This window comes from Streptomyces sp. AC627_RSS907, assembly GCF_019049165.1.
The window spans coordinates 1-18,499 of record NZ_JAGMUE010000046.1 but is presented as its reverse complement, the minus strand read 5'-3'; the positions used below and the strand labels follow the sequence as shown (position 1 = coordinate 18,499).

General features: G+C 70.8%; 13 protein-coding genes. 4 read left to right on the top strand and 9 right to left on the bottom strand.

Annotated features, from left to right (window positions below; translation table 11 throughout):
* Nucleotides 1–183: 183 nt before the first annotated feature.
* Nucleotides 184–1,527: a UDP-glucose/GDP-mannose dehydrogenase family protein gene (locus KUM32_RS12750; protein WP_217141965.1), complete on the bottom strand. Its 1,344-nt coding sequence runs from the start codon at nt 1,525–1,527 to the stop codon at nt 184–186.
* Between the two features lie 179 nt (nt 1,528–1,706).
* On the opposite strand from KUM32_RS12750, the gene KUM32_RS12745 reads away from it, so the two are divergent.
* Entirely contained in the window at nt 1,707–2,864 is a 1,158-nt protein-coding gene (locus KUM32_RS12745; protein ID WP_217141964.1) for an acyl-CoA dehydrogenase, read from the top strand.
* A gap of 507 nt (nt 2,865–3,371) precedes the next feature.
* On the opposite strand, the gene KUM32_RS12740 is transcribed toward KUM32_RS12745, so the two are convergent.
* Nucleotides 3,372–3,761, bottom strand: coding sequence for a VOC family protein (locus KUM32_RS12740; protein WP_217141963.1), 390 nt, complete (start codon nt 3,759–3,761; stop codon nt 3,372–3,374).
* Between the two features lie 95 nt (nt 3,762–3,856).
* Here KUM32_RS12740 and KUM32_RS12735 point away from each other — a divergent pair, with 95 nt between their 5' ends.
* Complete coding sequence (locus tag KUM32_RS12735; RefSeq protein WP_217141962.1) at nt 3,857–4,291, top strand: helix-turn-helix domain-containing protein; 435 nt, start codon at nt 3,857–3,859, stop codon at nt 4,289–4,291.
* A 126-nt stretch (nt 4,292–4,417) separates the two neighbouring features.
* Here KUM32_RS12735 and KUM32_RS12730 read toward each other — a convergent pair whose 3' ends face one another.
* On the bottom strand, nt 4,418–4,984 hold the full coding sequence (locus KUM32_RS12730; protein WP_217141961.1) for an acyl-CoA thioesterase: 567 nt from the start codon (nt 4,982–4,984) through the stop codon (nt 4,418–4,420).
* A gap of 121 nt (nt 4,985–5,105) precedes the next feature.
* On the opposite strand from KUM32_RS12730, the gene KUM32_RS12725 reads away from it, so the two are divergent.
* Nucleotides 5,106–6,395 (top strand): LCP family protein, encoded by a 1,290-nt coding sequence (locus KUM32_RS12725; RefSeq protein WP_217141960.1) that lies wholly within the window; start codon nt 5,106–5,108, stop codon nt 6,393–6,395.
* Between the two features lie 62 nt (nt 6,396–6,457).
* On the opposite strand, the gene KUM32_RS12720 is transcribed toward KUM32_RS12725, so the two are convergent.
* The gene (locus tag KUM32_RS12720; protein ID WP_217141959.1) at nt 6,458–7,852 is read right to left on the bottom strand and encodes an LCP family protein; all 1,395 of its coding nucleotides are present in this window, start codon (nt 7,850–7,852) and stop codon (nt 6,458–6,460) included.
* Between the two features lie 278 nt (nt 7,853–8,130).
* On the opposite strand from KUM32_RS12720, the gene KUM32_RS12715 reads away from it, so the two are divergent.
* Nucleotides 8,131–9,183 carry a glycosyltransferase family 2 protein gene (locus KUM32_RS12715; protein ID WP_217141958.1) on the top strand — a complete coding sequence of 351 codons (1,053 nt, stop codon included), beginning with the start codon at nt 8,131–8,133 and terminating at the stop codon, nt 9,181–9,183.
* A gap of 6 nt (nt 9,184–9,189) precedes the next feature.
* Here the strand turns inward: KUM32_RS12715 and KUM32_RS12710 are convergent, their stop codons facing one another.
* From KUM32_RS12710 to KUM32_RS12690, 5 genes are all read right to left on the bottom strand, one after another.
* Nucleotides 9,190–10,869: an LCP family protein gene (locus KUM32_RS12710; RefSeq protein ID WP_308408643.1), complete on the bottom strand. Its 1,680-nt coding sequence runs from the start codon at nt 10,867–10,869 to the stop codon at nt 9,190–9,192.
* A 75-nt stretch (nt 10,870–10,944) separates the two neighbouring features.
* Nucleotides 10,945–12,693: an LCP family protein gene (locus tag KUM32_RS12705; RefSeq protein ID WP_217141957.1), complete on the bottom strand. Its 1,749-nt coding sequence runs from the start codon at nt 12,691–12,693 to the stop codon at nt 10,945–10,947.
* A 204-nt stretch (nt 12,694–12,897) separates the two neighbouring features.
* Nucleotides 12,898–14,568, bottom strand: a complete 1,671-nt coding sequence (locus KUM32_RS12700; RefSeq protein WP_217141956.1) for an LCP family protein — start codon at nt 14,566–14,568, stop codon at nt 12,898–12,900.
* Between the two features lie 195 nt (nt 14,569–14,763).
* Nucleotides 14,764–16,542, bottom strand: coding sequence for an LCP family protein (locus KUM32_RS12695; protein WP_217141955.1), 1,779 nt, complete (start codon nt 16,540–16,542; stop codon nt 14,764–14,766).
* A gap of 249 nt (nt 16,543–16,791) precedes the next feature.
* Nucleotides 16,792–18,042 (bottom strand): LCP family protein, encoded by a 1,251-nt coding sequence (locus tag KUM32_RS12690; RefSeq protein ID WP_374227504.1) that lies wholly within the window; start codon nt 18,040–18,042, stop codon nt 16,792–16,794.
* Nucleotides 18,043–18,499: the final 457 nt, after the last annotated feature.

The following is an 18,499-nucleotide window of genomic DNA, read 5'->3' as shown; positions in this document are numbered from 1 at the left end:
CCCTGGCTGAGATCATCGAACGCCTGCTGCCCGCACGCCGTCATCGGACCTGCCCCAGAGTGATCAAACGCAAGATGTCGAACTGGCCACTCAAACGGGCCGAGCACCGCAACCGGACACCACCCGCACCGGACACCACGACCATCACCCGACAAGACACAAACTAAATCACCGGCATTGGGCCTAGGCGGTCGGGCGTCCCATCGCCCGGTACGTCCACCCGGCCTTGCGCCACACCTCCGGGTCCAGGGCGTTGCGTCCGTCGAGGACGACCTTGGCCGCCACGGCCTCGCCCAGCACCTGGGGGTCCAGCTCGCGGAACTCCCGCCACTCCGTCAGGTGCAGCACGACATCGGCACCCCGCACCGCCTCCAGCGCGGAGTCGGCGTAGCCGAGCGTCGGGAACAGCCGGCGGGCGTTGTCCATGCCCTTGGGGTCGTACACGGTCACCTGGGCGCCCTGGAGGTGGACCTGCCCGGCGACGTTCAGCGCGGGGGAGTCCCGCACGTCGTCCGAGTCGGGCTTGAAGGTGGCGCCGAGCACCGCGACCCGCTTGCCCAGGAAGGGGCCGCCGCCCAGCGCCTGCCGGGTCAGCTCCACCATCCGGCCGCGCTGGCGCATGTTGATCGAGTCGATCTCGCGCAGGAACGTCAGGGCCTGGTCGGCGCCCAGCTCACCGGCGCGCGCCATGAACGCCCGGATGTCCTTCGGCAGACAGCCGCCGCCGAACCCGATCCCGGCCCGCAGGAACTTCTTCCCGATCCGGTCGTCGTACCCGATCGCCTCCGCCAGCCCGGCCACGTCGCCGTCCGCGGCCTCGCAGACCTCCGCCATCGCGTTGATGAAGGAGATCTTGGTGGCGAGGAAGGAGTTCGCGGCGGTCTTCACCAGCTCGGCCGTCGGGAAATCGGTGACGACGAACGGCGAGCCCTCCTCCACCGGCGTCGCGTACACCTCGCGCAGCAGCTTCTCCGCCCGCTCGCTGCGCACGCCGACCACGATCCGGTCGGGGTGCAGCGTGTCCCGCACGGCATAGCCCTCGCGCAGGAACTCCGGGTTCCAGGCCAGCTCGGCGTCGCCGCCGGCCGGCGCGTGCTCGGCGAGGTAGGCGGCCAGCCGGTCGGCGGAGCCCACGGGCACCGTCGACTTGCCCACGACCAGCGCGGGGCCGCGCAGATGCGGTGCCAGCGAGGCCAGCGCGGAGTCGACGTAGGTCATGTCGCAGGCGTACTCGCCGTGCTTCTGCGGCGTGTTCACGCACAGGAAGTGCACGTCGCCGAAGGCCGCGACCTCCGCGAAGTCCGTGGTGAAGCGCAGCCGCCCGCTGGAGCCCTCGATCCCGGCGACGTGCCGGCGCAGCAGGTCCTCCAGCCCGGGCTCGTACATGGGGACCTCGCCCCGCTGGAGCATCTCGATCTTCTCGGGCACGATGTCCAGGCCCATCACCTCGAAACCGAGCTCGGCCATGGCCGCCGCATGGGTCGCGCCGAGGTAGCCGGTGCCGATCACGGTGATCTTGAGGGCCATGGGGTGCTCCAGGGATGTGCGGCCGGGGTGCGCGCCCGAGCATATCGGGGGCCGGGCGAGGCCCCCGGGCGGCTGTCGTCAAGCTCACCTATCCACGAACGCGGACGGGCTCTAAAATTTGGGTTACTTAACGGTAGTTAGCGTGCCCCGCATCACAGTGCTTTGGAGTGTGAGAGACCTTGGCCGGATCGGCTGACTTCGACCTTTACCGCCCGTCCGAGGAGCACGACATGCTCCGCGACGCCGTCCGCGCGCTGGCCGAGGCGAAGATCGCGCCGCACGCCGCCGCGGTGGACGAGGAGGCACGCTTCCCGCAGGAGGCCCTCGACGCCCTGACCGCGAACGACCTGCACGCGGTGCACGTCCCCGAGGAGTACGGCGGCGCGGGCGCCGACGCGCTCGCCACGGTGATCGTCATCGAGGAGGTGGCCCGCGCCTGCGCCAGCTCCTCCCTCATCCCGGCCGTGAACAAGCTCGGCTCGCTCCCGGTGATCCTCTCCGGCTCCGAGGAGCTGAAGAAGAAGTACATGACCCCGCTCGCCAAGGGCGACGGCATGTTCTCCTACTGCCTCTCCGAGCCCGACGCGGGCTCCGACGCGGCCGGCATGAAGACCAGGGCGGTCCGCGACGGTGACCACTGGATCCTCAACGGCGTCAAGCGCTGGATCACCAACGCCGGCGTCTCGGAGTACTACACGGTGATGGCGGTCACCGACCCCACCAAGCGTTCCAAGGGCATCTCCGCCTTCGTCGTCGAGAAGTCCGACGCGGGCGTCTCCTTCGGGGCCCCGGAGAAGAAGCTCGGCATCAAGGGCTCCCCGACCCGCGAGGTCTACCTCGACAACGTCCGCATCCCCGCCGACCGCATGATCGGCGAGGAGGGCACCGGCTTCGCCACCGCGATGAAGACGCTGGACCACACCCGCATCACCATCGCCGCCCAGGCCCTCGGCATCGCCCAGGGCGCCCTCGACTACGCCAAGGGCTACGTCAAGGAGCGCAAGCAGTTCGGCAAGCCGATCGCCGACTTCCAGGGCATCCAGTTCATGCTCGCCGACATGGCCATGAAGATCGAGGCCGCCCGCCAGCTCACCTACGCGGCCGCCGCCAAGTCCGAGCGGGGTGACAGCGACCTCACCTTCCAGGGCGCCGCCGCCAAGTGCTTCGCCTCGGACGTGGCGATGGAGGTCACCACGGACGCCGTCCAGCTCCTCGGCGGCTACGGCTACACCCGTGACTACCCGGTGGAGCGCATGATGCGCGACGCGAAGATCACGCAGATCTATGAGGGCACGAACCAGGTCCAGCGCATCGTGATGGCAAGGAACCTCCCCTAGCAGGGTTTTCGCAGGTCAGGCGCTGTTTTCGACGGCCCGGCGAGTCGGTCACGGCTCCCTGCCCGCTGCGGTCCGATCAGGCCCGTTCCTGGGCGTCGTACTGGGGAAGCCCTGGGCGGGCCCCCGGCGAGAAGCGGCCTCTGACCTGCGTAAACAGCACAGCCCCCGGCGCGTGGCCGGGGGCTGTTGCCGTAGGCGGATCGGGCGACCTCCGACGCCTCCGTGGGATCGTCGGCGCCGGGCGTCGACACAGTGCCGGAGTGAGTGAGCCTTGCAGTACTCCACCTGTCCCTTGCTCAGAGCCTCCGTACACCGTGGTTCTTGATGTGCCGCCGAAGCGCTCGGCCCTGAAGTCGACCTGATCGCGGGACACCGCCATGGCCTCAGCAGCCGCAGGCCGCACCCGGCCATAGGCCACAGCATTGCGCGAAGACGGGAATTACCACAACCGTCACGCAGACTCGGCAAGGCACCTCGGAAATGAAAGTCTGCCGCTCTCCGGCGAGGTCAGCAGGCGCCTCTCTTCGCTACGATGCGCTCCACCAACTTCGGGACCCATTCCACGTACTCGACCTCTGCGCCACCGTGATGGCGCGCGTACAGGAACCGACCGGTGGCGCTGGCGCTTTCCGGTGTGGTGATCTCGGCGCCGGCGGTCGCGAGCGTCCTGATCAGGGTGTCGAGGTCGTCGACGATCACGGTGGCGCTGGCGTGGGAATAGCGGGCACGCTCCGCCGGCGGCCCTGCGATGACGAGGAAGTCACCGATCGCTGCGAGTTCGACGGAGCCGAAGGTGAAGCGGAGATCGGGCTCTGCGCCGGTCAGTTCACGCAGTAGTGCCAGCGACTCGTCCAACTCGTCGGTCCACAAGCGTGCGTACGTCTTGAGAATGGTCATGGCGTGTCCTCACGGTAACTTGTGAATACCTGGGAACCGTAGGAGAGTGACGAGGCCAGAGGGAAGAGCGCACTTTTGCGAGAGAAGGGCACCTGGTGGTTACCGAAGAGGTCAGGCCCGTGTCCGAGGACGCCGATGCGGCACGCGCCCACTCCCTCGCGCGTGAGATCTTCTCCGGCATCGCGAACAAGTGGACGCTGCTGGTGGTCAGCACCCTCGGCGAGCGCACCCTGCGCTTCACGCAACTTCGCGGTGAGGTGGAGGGCATCAGCCACAAGATGCTCACGCAGACGCTGCGCGGCCTCGAACGCGATGGTCTCGTCGAGCGCACCGTCTACCCGTCCGTGCCGCCGCGCGTGGAATACGCGCTCACGGACGCAGGTCAGGAGCTGCGGCACACCGTCTACGGCATGTGCGCATGGACTCGCCGGCACCTGGAACACATCGAGGAATCCCGCGAACGATACGGCCGGGCGCCACAGACCGCGGCCACGCCCGTCAAGGGCCGACCGGCGTCAGCCGGTCGCTGATGGCGCGAACCGCGCTCTCGTGACCGCCTCGACCATCCGCGCCGACTGGCGAGGGGGCGCGGATGCCGCCGAGGCAGGGCGTCGGCATCAACTCGCGACAGGCGCCCCGGCGGCCGGCCCCGCCGGTCAGTCCTCGTACCCCTCCGCCACCCGGCGCTCCCGCAGCTCCATGATCGCGCGGCGGCGGGCCAGGCGGTGGGTGCGGCGGATCTGGGCCTCCTGGTAGCGGCGCTTGTCCTTCTCGGTCTCGGGGAGCACCGGCGGGACCGTGCGGGGCTTGCCGTCGGCGTCCACCGCGGCGAAGACCAGGTAGGCGGAGCCGACCTGGGTGGCGGGCGCGGACTCGTTCCAGCGTTCGGCCAGGACCCGGACGCCGACCTCCATGGAGGTGCGGCCGGTCCAGTTGACCTGGGCCTTCACATGGACCAGGTCGCCGACGCGGACCGGTTCGAGGAACGCCATCTCGTCCATGGACGCCGTGACGGCGGGGCCGCCGGAGTGCCGTCCGGCCACCGCGCCCGCCGCGTCGTCGACCAGTTTCATGATCACGCCCCCGTGCACCGTGCCCAGGAGGTTGGTGTCACTGTGGGTCATGATGTGGCTGAGGGTGGTGCGGGAGGCCGAGGTCGGCTTGCCCGGGATCTCCGGGGCCGACGGCTGCGCGGCCGAGGCCTGTTCTGCCTGGTCTGTCATGGCCTCCACCTTATGCCGGGGCGACGACCGGGCGCTTTTTGTGTCAGCTTGGCAACAGCGCCGACCCTATTTCCCGACGACCCTTGTACGGCCCGCAGTGGGGACCGGCACACTGGTGCGCATGAATGATTGGCCCGAGGGATGGTCCGGTGACAACCGCACCGGCCGGTACGGACGCGGCAGCGCGAGCGCACAGCCCGAGAGCGCGCGCGTGATGCGGCAGGTCCGCCGCGGCGCGGCGCCGCCGCCCGGTACGGGCCCGTCGGCGCCGCCGTACGGCGGGGTGCCGCAGCAGCCGTCGTACGTCGACGGCCAGGGCTACGGCGGCCAGGACGGGGACGGGTACGACAGCGGCTACAACACCGGCCAGGTCTACGGCAGCCCCGCCGGTCACGGACCCGCCTCCGGCGGTCCCCGCCCGGCCCGGCCCGCGCCGGACTGGCGCCGCCGCATCAAGTGGACGGCGATCACGGTGGCCGGCGTGCTGGTCGTGACCACCGTCGGCACCTACTTCTGGGCCGACTCCAAGCTCAACCGCGAGGTGGACCTGTCCAAGGTCATCGAGCGCCCGGAGGCCGGCGAGGGCACGAACTACCTGATCGTCGGCTCCGACAGCCGCGAGGGCATGACCGACGAGCAGAAGAAGGACCTGCACACCGGGTCCGCCGAGGGCAAGCGCACCGACTCGATGATGATCCTGCACACCGGGGACAACGGGTCGACGCTGATCTCCCTGCCCCGCGACTCGGACGTGGAGATCCCGTCCTTCGTCGGCTCCGACTCCGGCAAGAAGTACGAGGGCACCGGCCGGCACGTGAAGCTGAACGCCGCCTACGCGGAGGACGGCCCCGAGCTGCTGGTGCGCACCATCGAGTACAACACCGGGCTGCGCCTCGACCACTACGTGGAGATCGGCTTCGCCGGCTTCGCGAACATCGTGGACTCGGTCGGCGGCGTCGAGATCGACATCCCGCAGGACATCAAGGACACCAAGTCCGGCGCCGACCTCAAGAAGGGCAAGCAGACCCTGAACGGCGAGGAGGCCCTGGCCTTCGTCCGTACCCGGTACGCGCTGCCCGGCTCCGACCTGGACCGGACGAAGAACCAGCAGAAGTTCCTGTCGGCGCTGGCGAGCCAGGTGGCCACCCCGTCGACGGTCCTCAACCCGTTCAAGCTGTACCCGACGATGGGCGCCGGCCTGGACTCCCTGATCGTCGACAAGGAGATGGGCCTGTTCGACCTGGCCGACATGTTCTGGGCGATGAAGAGCGTCAGCGGCGGCGACGGCACGTCGATGAACATGCCGGTCTCGGGCAACGTCGGCAGCAACCTGAAGTGGGACACGGAGAAGGTCAAGACGCTGGTCGACCAGCTGAAGAAGGACGAGAAGGTCACCGTCTCCGGCAACTGACGGTGCCCGGCGGGGACTGGCGGGTCCTGGCGGCGGCCGACGGCACCGGACGCGCCGGCGGGTCACCCGGTGCCGGCTGTGTCCCCGTCCCCGCACACCACCTCGTCGCCCCGCACCACCGTGCCCGACTCCTGCGGCGGGTTCGCCGGCTTCACCTTCACGACCTCCTTGAAGTCGGCGCCCGCGATCACCTTCAGCGTCGGGCCCTGACCCGCGACCGGCCGCAGCTCACTGCCGGGCAGCGCGGCGGCCAGCGACTTCGCCGAACGGTCCCAGCGCGGGTCGAAGGCGACGACGGTCCGCCCGACCGCGCGGTCGGCGGCGTTCCTCGGCGCCCGGGTGGTGCGGAACCCGGTCGCCGCAAGGCCGTCGTCCACCCGCTTGCCGAGTCCGGCGGTGCGCGTGCCGTTCTCGACCTGGACGCGGATCTGCGCCGGGTCCACCGGGACCCGTACCGGGGCCGGGCCCGCGGGCCGCGGTTCGCGCGCGGCGAGCGGCTCGTCCTCGCGCAGGGCCTCGAAGATCCGCTCGGACTTCGCGGCGTCCCACTTCAGGGTCGAGCCGACCCCCTTCACCGCGTAGCCCATCTGCCCGATCGGCACGGTGGTGAACTCGGAGGAGGACGGTGAGAAGTTCCGCATCGCCCGCCCGAGGGCCAGCAGCTCGTCGGTGCCGAACCCCTTGTCGGCCCGTACCGAGCCGAGTACCGCGCGGGTGACGTCGCGGAACTTGAGCGGGTTCAGCAGCAGTCCCGAGGAGGTCGCCCGGTCGATCAGGGCGGCCAGGAAGCGCTGCTGGCGCTGCATCCGGCTCAGGTCGGAGGCCCCGTCCAGGTGGCGGGCGCGGACGTACTGCAGCGCCTGCCCGCCCATCAGCCGGTGGGTGCCGGGGGGCAGGTCGAGCCCCGTGTAGCTGTCCTTGAGGTGCTGGGCGGTGCAGACCCGCACCCCGCCGAGGACGTCCACCGTCTTCATGAAGCTGGTGAAGTCGACCTCCAGGTAGTGGTCGATCTTCACGCGGGTCATGTTCTCGACGGTGCGGATGGTCAGCTGCGGGCCGCCCTCGGCGTAGGCCGCGTTCAGTTTGAGGGGGTGCCCTTCGTGGTGTTCGCCGGTCGTGGCGTCGGTGTGGCCCGGCGTCTCGGCGTACGAGTCGCGCGGCAGGCTGACGACGCTCGCGCGCTCCCGGTCCTCCGAGATGTGCACGATCATGATGGTGTCGGTGCAGTGGCAGGGGGCGCCGCCGAGACGGTACCTGCGCCGCTCCTCCTCGCTGATCCGGTCACGGCCGTCGGTGCCGACCAGCAGGACGTTCATGCCGTCCCCGGCCCGCGGCCGGTTCTTCATGTCCCGGAAGGCGTCGACCCGCGCGATGTCCGCGTCCAGGCCGGAGAGCACCGCGTGACCGATCCCGGCGGAGGCCAGCACCACCACCGACAGCGCGGTCACCGCCCGCATGGCCCGGCGGGGCCTCTTCCTCCGCGCGGGGGGCCCGGGCGGGCGGGGAGCGGGCCGCGGGCCGCCGCGCTGGGGCGGCGGCCCGCCCCGGAGGGTGGAGGCCGGAACCCGGGGGGAGCGGGGCGGCGTGGGCAAGGTGAGACCTCCGCGAGAACAGGCCCGGCCGGGAGGCCGGACGTGGGATCCGTGAGCACCGTAGGTCCATACGATCTGCTGCCCGGGGAGGGGACCCCCGCGGCGCGCACCCGTGTCCCCCGTTCGCGGTAACGTGAGCACCGATGAACGCCAAGTCCGACGTGCGGCTGCCCGCCGTTTCCGTGATCATGCCCGTCCTCAACGAGGAGCGGCACCTGCGCGGCGCCGTCCGCGCCATCCTCGCCCAGGAGTACGCCGGCGAGATGGAGGTCGTGATCGCCCTCGGTCCGTCCACGGACCGCACGGACGAGATCGCCGCCGAACTCGTCGCCGAGGATCCGCGCGTGCACACCGTGCCGAACCCCACGGGCCGTACGCCCGCCGCGCTGAACGCCGCGATCAAGGCCTCCCGCCATCCGGTCGTCGTGCGCGTCGACGGCCACGGCATGCTGTCGCCGAACTACATCGCCACCGCCGTACGGCTCCTGGAGGAGACCGGCGCGCAGAACGTCGGCGGCATCATGCACGCCGAGGGCGAGAACGCCTGGGAGGACGCCGTCGCCGCCGCGATGACGTCGAAGATCGGCGTGGGCAACGCAGCCTTCCACACGGGCGGCCAGGCGGGCCCCGCCGAGACGGTGTACCTGGGCGTGTTCCGGCGCGAGGCGCTGGAGCGGCAGGGCGGTTACAACGAGGAGTTCATCCGCGCCCAGGACTGGGAGCTGAACTTCCGCATCCGCGAGGCCGGCGGCCTGATCTGGTTCTCGCCGGAGCTGAAGGTGTCCTACCGCCCCCGGCCGAGCGTGCGGGCGCTGGCCAAGCAGTACAAGGACTACGGCCGTTGGCGGCACGTCGTCGCCCGCTACCACTCCGGCTCCATCAACCTGCGCTACCTCGCCCCGCCGACCGCCGTGTGCGCGATGGCCGCCGGCGTCGTGGTGGGCGCGGCGCTGACCCCGTGGGGCTTCGTCGTACCCGGCGGCTACCTCGCGGCGATCGTCGCCGGGTCGCTCCCGGCGGGCAAGGGCCTCGGGCTGAAGGCGCGGGCGCAGATCCCGGTGGCGCTGGCGACCATGCACATGTCCTGGGGCTGGGGCTTCCTGACCAGCCCGCGGTCGCTGGCGAAGCGGGTCATCGCGTCGCGGCGCCCGGCGGTCCAGCCGGACGCCGACGCCGACGCCGCGGGCGCCCGGTGACGCCGCTCAGGACCAGGTGAACGCCGGGTTCACGTGCATGCAGGCGCTCTCGTCCGCGCCGTTGAGCGCCTCGGCGGACTCCGGGGTCCTGTCGTCGGCCGCGGGGGCCCGGTACGCCGTACCCTCGCGCCAGTCGGCGCCCACGACGAGCGTGACGCCCGAGACGTCGGTCGACCGCTGCACCGAACTCGCCGGAATCCTCAGGGACTTGGCTATGCGCCGTGCGTCGCCCTCCAGGTCGGCGCTCGGGTAGCGGACGACCGTGCGCTCCTCGCTCGGCAGCACCGAGGGGTCGGCGACGGCCCTGGTGAAGCCCTGCTCCACCAGCAGTCCCGCGACCGTGTTCGCCCGGCCGCGGGCCACGGGGAGACGGTCGGTGCGGGTGCCGTTGCGCACCTGGACCGCGATCTCGCCGTCGGGGGCGGCCGGGTCGTCCGGGAGCGGGGCCTCCTCGCCGGCCGGCTTCTTCCTCGCGTCCTTGCCGTCCAGCGCGATGTCCTCGCGCACCAGCCGGAAGAGCCGCTCGGCGTCCTCGGTCGGCTCCACGCGCGCGCCCACGTAGCGGTTGGGCATCGTGGTCATGGTGATGCGCTCCGGCTTCACCTCGCGCAGCTCGGTGCTGAGGTCGTACAGCTTCTTGACGGTGTCCAGGCCCGGGTCGACCGTGAGCGCCCCGGTGGCCTCCTCGGCGAGCCTGCGCAGCTTGTTCGGGTTGCTCAGGGTCGCGTTCTCGCGCAGCACCCGGACCAACGAGTTCAGGTACATGTGCTGGGCCTTCGCCCGCGCCAGGTCACTGCCGTCCTCGAAGCCGTAGCGGGTGCGCAGCCACTGCAGGGCCTGTTCGCCCTTGACCGGGTGCGTGCCCTTCTCCAGCTTCAGACCGGAGCCGTGGCCCTGGCCGTCGCGTGAGTGGATGTTGGCGTCCACGCAGACCGGGACGCCGCCCACGGCGTCCGCCATCGACACGACGCCCGCGAAGTCGACCATCACGAAGTGGTCGATGTGGATGCCGGTCAGCTCCTGCCAGGTGGCCACCGTGCAACCGGGGCCGCCGTGTCCGAGGCTCTGGTTGGTCATGACCCGGCCCTCGCTCGCCGGGTAGACCTTGCCGTCGTCCGGGTCGGTGCACTTGGGGATCTTCACGAGGGTGTCGCGCGGCATGCTGACGACCGACATGTTGCTGCGGTCGGCGGACAGGTGGACCAGCATCTGCACGTCCGCCAGCGGGGTGGAACCGAACGTCTCGCGGGCACCGCCGAGTTGCTGGTTCTCCTCGCTGTCGCGCGCGTCCGAGCCGATGACGAGGATGTTCAGCGGGGTCTGCCCGGCCGCGTTCGGCGTCGGCGCGGCGACCTTGCTGTCGCCCAGGTTCAGGACGTCCTTCTTGATGTTGTCGTTGAGGTGGCGGTAGTAGAGGTACCCGGCGCCGGCGGCGCCGACCAGGGCCACGGCGAGCGTCGCCGCGGTCCAGCGCAGCACACGCAGTCCTCTGCGGGCCCGGCGTCTGCCGGCTTCGGCACCGCTGTCGCCGTCGGCGGCGCCCTCCGTGCTCTCCGCGCCCCCCGCGCGGTCCGTACGTCCCTTGCTCCCCGTGCTTCCCGTGTCGTCCACGGTCGCCTCGTCGCGCTCGGGGGCGTCCGTCGCGCCCTGCCGCGTGTCCTGCCCCTGCACGCTGTTCCGCGTCACTTCCGCGTCCCTCCCCACCCCGCGCCACCGCGCGGGTCGTCGCCGTCCTGTGAGACGTACGACACGCCCGTCAGGTCAACTGGCGCACAGCCGTTCGTCGGCCGTGGACTTCTCCAGGTCCGGTGTCTTCACGGACGTGGCGTTGAGCTTGACCCCGGCGCCCTTGAAGTCCTTGCCGAGGGTGAGGGTCATGGTGGGCAGGCCCTGGGCGTTGGTGACGCTCTCGCCGGGTTTCATGGCGGCGCCGGACAGGCCGAGGATCTCGGCGAGGGCGCGGGCCTGGTCGGCCTGGTCGGGGGCGTACTCGAGGGTGGTCTTCGCGGCCTCCGCGTCGGCGTTGCCGCCGTTCTCCGACTTGGTGACGCCGGCCTGGGTCTGGAGGTACTGGAGCTCCGTCTGGGCGCTGCCGGCCGGGGCGCCGCCGTTGAGGACGCGGACGCGGACCTCGGAGGGGGCGGACTTCGCGCCCTTCAGGCGGGCCGCGACGGCGGCGGCCTCCCGCTTCTGCTGCTGCTTGACCTCGGTGAAGGATATGTCGTTGCGGATCATGTCGAAGACCTGGGGAGCCTTCGCCTCGTTCACGACCACCGTCGCCTTGACCTTCTCGGCGGGGTTGTCCACCACGGGCACCGTCGCGAACGTGATGTTCTTCGGCGGCACCTTCTTCAGTTCCAGGGCGATGTCCTTGAGCGTGCCCACCTTGCCGATGGCGCTGTCCACGGTCAGTGCCTTGGTGGCGGCCTCGGCCAGCTTCACCAGCTTGGTGGGGCTGGTGAGGGTGTCGCTGGAGGACATCTTCCGCATCAGCGAGCCGAGGAACTGCTGCTGGACCTTGATGCGGTCCAGGTCGCCCTCGTTGCCGAAGGCGTGCCGGGTGCGGACGAAGGCCAGGGCCTGCTCGCCCTCGACCTTGGACTCGCCCGCGGGCAGCACGAGATGGGACTTCGGGTCGTCGACGGCGTGCTCCACGCAGACGTCCACGCCGCCGACGGCGGTGGTCAGCGTCTTGACCGCGTTGAAGTCGGCCATCATGAAGTGGTCGACTTGGATGCCGGTCGCCTCCTTCACCGTGCGCATGGTGCAGCCGGCGTCCCGGCCGCTCTCGCCGAGGCTCGTGTTGAAGCGGACTCCCTGCGCGCCGGGGATGACCTTCGTCGTCCCGTCCTCCTGCTTGGTCGGGCAGTCGGGGATGTCGACGATCAGGTCGCGGGGGATGCTGAGCGCGGTGGCGTTGGACCGGTCCTTGGCCACGTGCAGCAGGATCGTCGTGTCGGCGTGGCCGGCGCTGCCCTTGTCGCCGTAGCCCTCGTTGCCCGCGCCGGTGCGCTTGTCGGTGCCGAGGACGAGGATGTTGAAGGCCTCGTCCTTCTTGAAGCTGCTGGCGCCGGCGTTGCCGACGTCCGTCGTCGAGACGTTGCCCTCGAGGTGCTTCAGGTAGACGTAACCGCCGACGCCGGCCACCAGGACGACGAACGCCGTGGTGCCGCCGGTCCACAGCAGGGCCTTCTTCGCCTTCGACTTCTTCTTCGCCGGCCGGCGTCCGCGCCGCCCGGGTGCGGGCTCCTCGGGTGCCGGGCGGCGCCGCCGCTGGGCCGGGGCCTCGCCGCCGGGCGCGGCACGGCGGCGGGTCGTCCCGGCCGTGGTGCCGTCGCCGTCGCCCTCGCCGGCCGTGGAGTCCCGGGGGGCGGGCCTGCGGGGGCCCGGAACGGAGGACTGCGGTGCGGAAGGGGACAGTCGCAGTTCGTATTCACCGGTGCGCGGATTCAGTACCCACTGGTCTGCGGGATCGACGTTGTCTGCCCGCCCACGTCCTTGCGCGTCCACGGTCTCCCAGTCCTCCGTCGGGGGCCACGCGGCACCTTCCCCGGAAGGCGCACGGTAAAGGTCATCAAGTGCACGACGCCAGGGCGGACCTCGCGGCGAGGGCACCGGAGCGCTCACACTATCGGCCCAGCTCAGCGACGAACGACACTGGTGACAAAATCGACGCCCTCACAACAGGGCAATCCCTCTTATTTTCATGAACGCCTACCATTGGTAGGGCTTGTACACGTCCATGCACTTACCGCTGTCCGAGCCGTTGAGAGCGTCGCTGGTCTCCGGCAGGTCGCCGGCTTCGGGCGCCTTCTGCTTCGGATAGGACGTTCCCTCGCGCCAGTCCGCTCCCACGACGAGCGTGACTCCGGACACGTCCGTCGACTTCTGCACCGCGCTCGCCGGGATTCCCAGCGCGTCGGCGACCCGCCGGGCGTCTCCCGCCAAGTCGGCGCTCGGATAACGGACCACGGTCTTCTCCTCGGAAAGCGCCGCCGAGGTGTCCGGCGCCGCCCTGGTGAAGCCCTTCTGCGTCAGCGTCCCGGCCACCGTGCTCGCACGGCCGCTGACCGGTCCGAGCGTGGCGGAGCGGGTGGCGTTCTGTACGAGGACGCCGATCTCGGAGTCGGCGGCGGGGGCGTCCGAGGGCTTCCTGGCGGCGGCGTCCTTGCCGCCCTTCTCGCCGGCGCCCTTCGCGCCCTTGTCGCCCTTGTCGTCGAAGGGGACGTCGTCACGGAGCATCGCCCACATCTTCTCCGCGTCGGCGCCGGCCGGGAGCAGGTGGTTCTCGTCCTGGTGGTCCTGGACGGTGGGCAGCGTCGTCATGGTGATGCGGTCCGTCGGCACCGTCTTGAGCTGCATCCCGAGGTCGTACAGCTTCTTGGGCGTGCCGATCTCCTTCGAGACCGCCAGGGACTTCGTGGCCGCGTCGGCCAGATCCATCAGCCGGCCGGTGTCGGTGAAGACGTTCTGGTCCTTCAGGGTGCGGATCATCGAGTTCATGTACATGTGCTGGGCCCGTGCGCGCAGCGGGTCGCTGCCCCAGGCATGCCGGGTGCGCAGCCACTGGAGCGCCTGCTCGCCCTGCACCTTGTGCGGGCCGGCCGTCATCTTCAGGCCGGAGCCGCCGCGCTCGCCGGCACGCAGCGGGCGGTCCCACACGTTCTGGTTGACGCAGACCTCGACCCCGCCGACGGCGTCCGCCATCGACACGACGCCCGCGAAGTCGATCGTCATCCAGTGGTCGATGTAGATCCCGGTGAGGTTCTGCCAGGTGGCCAGGGTGCAGCCGGCACCACCGCGTCCCAGGGACGCGTTGATGATCGTGTTGGTCGCCGGGAACTTCTCGCCGGTCTTCGGGTCCGTGCACGCGGGGATGTCGACCCGGGTGTCGCGGGGGATGCTCACCACCGCGGCGCTCTTGCGGTCGGCGGACAGGTGGATCAGCATCTGCACGTCACCCAGCGGCGGGTTGTCGCGGTGGTCCCTGCCGCCGCCCAGTGCCACGTTCGCGTCGGAGGCACGGCTGTCGGAGCCGATCAGCAGGATGTTCAGGGGCGTCTGTCCGGCCGCGTTCGGCTCGGTCTTGTGCGCCTTGGAGTCGCCGCTGTTGCGCTCGCCCTTCTCGATGTTGTCGCTCAGGTGCTGGTAGTAGAGGTATCCGGCACCGGCCGTGCCGAGTATCAGGACCGCGAGGGTCGTCGCGGACCACCGGAGCGCGCGGTGCCCGCGTCCGGTGCGTCGCCGACCGGGCCCCTTGCCGTTCCCGCTTCGCGAGCCACCGGGCCCGCCCGTGCCCTGACCGTCCCCGTCCGCTTCGCCGCCCCGGGCGGGCCGGACGGATCCGGGCCGGGTTCCCTCCCCGTGCACACTGCTCTGCGTCATGTCCTACTCCCCACCCTCAGGCCCGCCAACGTGCCCCTGTGCGCGACGTTTTCGCACAGTTGGACGTACGGGCACCCTCGTTGGCTGTACGGCCGTCCCGACGGATTACTCCCGTCCCGGCAGCGACCGGCCGTACTGCTGGACGGCCGCACCGATGGACTGTCGTACTGTCAGACGTACGCAGGGCCCTTCAGGTCACTTCGCGCACTCGACCTTGTCGGCCGTGGTCTTCTGGGTCTCTGCGGGCGCCTTGCCCGAGGTGGCGTTGAGTTTGACGCCGGCGCCCTTGAAGTCCTTGCCGAGGGTGAGGGTCATGGTGGGCAGGCCCTGGGCGTTGGTGACGCTCTCGCCGGGTTTCATGGCGGCGCCGGACAGGCCGAGGATCTCGGCGAGGGCGCGGGCCTGGTCGGCCTGGTCGGGGGCGTACTCGAGGGTGGTCTTCGCGGCCTCCGCGTCGGCGTTGCCGCCGTTCTCCGACTTGGTGACGCCGGCCTGGGTCTGGAGGTACTGGAGTTCGCGCTGGGCGCTGCCGGCCGGGGCGCCGCCGTTGAGGACGCGGACGCGGACCTCGGAGGGGGCGGACTTCGCGCCCTTCAGGCGGGCCGCGACGGCGGCGTCCTCCTTCTTCTGCTTCTCCTTCTCCTTCTGCTTGACCTCGGTGAAGGAGACATCGTTCTTGATCATGTCGAAGACCTGCTGGGCAGGCCCGTCCTGGAGGACGACGGTCACCGGAACCTTCTCGGCCGGGTTGTCCTTCACCGGCACCGTGGCGAAGGTCAGGTTCTTGGTGTTGAGCTTGCCCAGTTCGAGGCCGAGGTCCTTCAGCTTGCCGATGTCGTCCATCTTGGAGTCGACGGTCAGCGCCTTGGTGGCCGCATCGGCGAGCTTCAGCATCTTCGACGGGCTGGTGAGCGTGTCGTTGGACTTCAGCTTGCGCATCAGGGAGCTGAGGAACTGCTGCTGGATCTCGATGCGGCTCAGGTCGCCGCCGAAGCCCACGGAGTGCCGCGTGCGCACGAAGGCCAGCGCCTGCTCGCCTTCGATGGTGTGCTCGCCGGCGGGCAGCTTCAGGTGCGAGTCCGGGTCGTCGATGGCCTTGGCCAGGCAGACCTCGACGCCGTCGACGGCGGTGGTCAGCGTCTTGACCGCGTTGAAGTCGGCGACCATGAAGTTGTCGGGCGTGATGCCGGTCAGCTCGGTGACGGTCCGCATGGTGCAGCTGGGCGTACGGCCGTCCTGGCCGAGGCTGTTGTTGAAGCGGACCCCCCGGGTGCCGGGGATGACCTTCGTCGTCCCGTCCTCCTGCTTGGTCGGGCAGTCGGGGATGTCGACGATCAGGTCGCGGGGGATGCTGAGCGCGGTGGCGTTGGACCGGTCCTTGGCCACGTGCAGCAGGATGTTGGTGTCGGCGTGGCCGGCGCTGCCCTTGTCGCCGTAGCCCTCGTTGCCCGCGCCGGTGCGCTTGTCGGTGCCGATCAGCAGGATGTTGATCGCCTTGTCCTTCTGGAAGCCACCGGTGCTCGCGCCGTCGTCGGCGACGGACGTGATGTTGTCGTTGAGGTGCTCCAGGTAGAGGTACCCGGCCGCAGCGGTGGCGAGGACGACGAACGCCATCGTGCCCCCGGTCCACAGCAGGATCTTCTTGCCCTTCGACTTCTTCTTGTCCGGCCGTCGTCGCCCGCGCCGTCCCTGCGGCGGTTCCTCGGGGGCCGCGCGGCGCCTGCGCGAAGGAGAAACGTCACGGCTCGGGGTGGGCGAGGCGGCGGGCGCGGACGCCTGGGCGTCGCGGCCGCGTGACCCGCCGGGTGTGCTGGATGTCTGTGACCCGCCGGGCGCGGCGCCGCGGGGGCCCGGGACCCTCGACTGCGGAGCGGAGGGGCCCAGTCGCAGTTCGTAGTCGCCGGTGTCCGGATTGAGTACCCACTGGTCGGCGGGGTCGATGCCATCCGCCCGCCCACGGCCTTGCGCGTCCACGGTCGTCCGAATCCTCCGTCTGGGCCACGCGGCGCCTTCCCCTCAAGGCGCCAGGTTCCGCTCACTCTGTGCACGGCCCCGGATGAAACCTCGCGGCAGGGCACACGGAGCGCTCACATTAACCGCCCGGTTCCCCATGAGGCGACGCCAGTGACACATCCCACTTCTCTTACAACTGGTCAATCCCGCACATTCTTTGGGCAAGAGTCCGCACTCTTGCGTCCGCCTTGCACCTAGATGGACGGCGCTTTACCCGCAGACGTCTTCGGCGGCGGTGTTCCCACTGAACGTCGGCGCCGGGGATGCACCGCGCGAGGGGGCGCGGGGGAGGGGGGAGCCGGTTCCCCTGCTTCCCCTGTCCACCGTGTCCCGCGCGTCCTGCCGGGGTGCCGCCTCGACGGCCACGGGCTCGTCCGTACGCAGCCGCGTGAACAGCTTCTCCGCGTCGGGCTCGACGAGTTGGTCCCGATTGGCGTCGCCCGCGTACGACTCCCGGGGAACGGTCAGGAACTGCGTGCGTTCGGTGGGAATGTGGCGCAGTCCGCGCGCGAGGTCGTACAGACCGCGCAGACTGGCGAGACCCGGATCGGTTGTGAGGGACGAGGTGGCCGCGTCCAGAACGGGATACAGCTTCACCGGATTCAGCAGGACGTCATTGCTCTGCACCTTGCTGACGAGCGCTCCCAGGAACCGCTGCTGCCGGTCCATCCGGTCGGTGTCGCTGCCGTCGCCGAGCGACTTGCGGGCCCGGACGTAGCCGAGGGCCTGCTCCCCGTCGAGCGTCACACGGCCCGCGGGCAGCCTCAGCCTCGCGTCCTTGTCGTCGACCGGTTCGCGCAGGCACACCTCGACGCCGTCGAGCGCGTCGACCATCCGCTTGAAGCCCTCGAAGTCGACGACCACGTGGTGGTCGATGCGCACGCCGGTCAGTTTCTCCACCGTGCGGACCGTGCACGCCGAACCGCCCGCCTCGTAGGCGTAGTTGAACTGGGCGAACACCGGCCGGGTGCGTGTCCCGTCCCGGTGGCGGCAGCCGGGCACGTCCACCATCAGGTCGCGGGGGAGGGAGACGGCGGTGGCGCTGTCCCGGCCCGCGGACAGGTGCAGCAGGATCGTGGTGTCCGACCGCTCGGTTCCCGAGTCGCGCCCGTAGTCCGCGTTGCCGTCACCCGCGCGGGAGTCCGAGCCGATCAGCAGCACGTTCTGGGCGCCGCGGACCAGCGAGGTGGGCCGCTCCTTCTCGTACCGGGCGAGCTCGGCGGCCGCCGCCTCGTCCGAGGTGATGTTGCCGTCCAGCTTGGCGTACACCGCCCACCCGGCCCCCACGGCACCGGCGGCCAGCACCGCGACGACGACGCCCGAACGCCGCAGCCGCCGCCTCCGACGCCGTCGCCGCAGCCCGCCCCCGGTCGCGGACGCCCCCGTCCCCGGCCCCGTCCCCGTCCCGAGGGGCCTCTCGCCGCCGCCCCCACCGGAGGGCGTGCCTGCGTCGTCGCTCACGTCTCCCTCCGTCCCGCACACGTGCGTTCCTACGACCATGACCCGAGCGGGCCCGGGGGGTGGACCGGGGCTGGCCCGAACGGGGCACGACAGCACCCGCGGAGCCTGCGGGTTGTCGCACGGGTCGGCGGCCTCTGCGGGCATTCGTGCCTCCCCCGGGGCCTTGAGGGGCCTGGGGGGTACCCCATGGGCGGCGCGGGCGGGCGCGGGCGGCATCCCGCCTGTCCTGGGCATCCCTGCCTGTCCTGGGCGCCCCGCCCGTCCTGGGCTCGCGCCTCGTCCTGGGCGTCCCGCCCGTCCCGGGCTCGCCCCCCGTCCGAGCCCCCCCGCCCGTCCCGGGCTCGCGCCGGCGCCGGGCCGCCGGTCGGCGCCGGGTCACGCACCCCCACCACGCGGGCCCCGGATCAACGCGGGGCCGCCCTCTCCGCCCCCACCTCACCCCGACGCCGGATCACCA

What these genes read in the sequence shown, in the direction of transcription:
- KUM32_RS12750 (WP_217141965.1), bottom strand. Translation starts at nt 1,527, where the DNA reads ATGGCCCTCAAGATCACCGTGATCGGCACCGGCTACCTCGGCGCGACC.
- KUM32_RS12740 (WP_217141963.1), bottom strand. Translation starts at nt 3,761, where the DNA reads ATGACCATTCTCAAGACGTACGCACGCTTGTGGACCGACGAGTTGGAC.
- KUM32_RS12730 (WP_217141961.1), bottom strand. Translation starts at nt 4,984, where the DNA reads ATGACAGACCAGGCAGAACAGGCCTCGGCCGCGCAGCCGTCGGCCCCG.
- KUM32_RS12725 (WP_217141960.1), top strand. Translation starts at nt 5,106, where the DNA reads ATGAATGATTGGCCCGAGGGATGGTCCGGTGACAACCGCACCGGCCGG.
- KUM32_RS12720 (WP_217141959.1), bottom strand. Translation starts at nt 7,852, where the DNA reads ATGCGGGCGGTGACCGCGCTGTCGGTGGTGGTGCTGGCCTCCGCCGGG.
- KUM32_RS12715 (WP_217141958.1), top strand. Translation starts at nt 8,131, where the DNA reads ATGAACGCCAAGTCCGACGTGCGGCTGCCCGCCGTTTCCGTGATCATG.
- KUM32_RS12700 (WP_217141956.1), bottom strand. Translation starts at nt 14,568, where the DNA reads ATGACGCAGAGCAGTGTGCACGGGGAGGGAACCCGGCCCGGATCCGTC.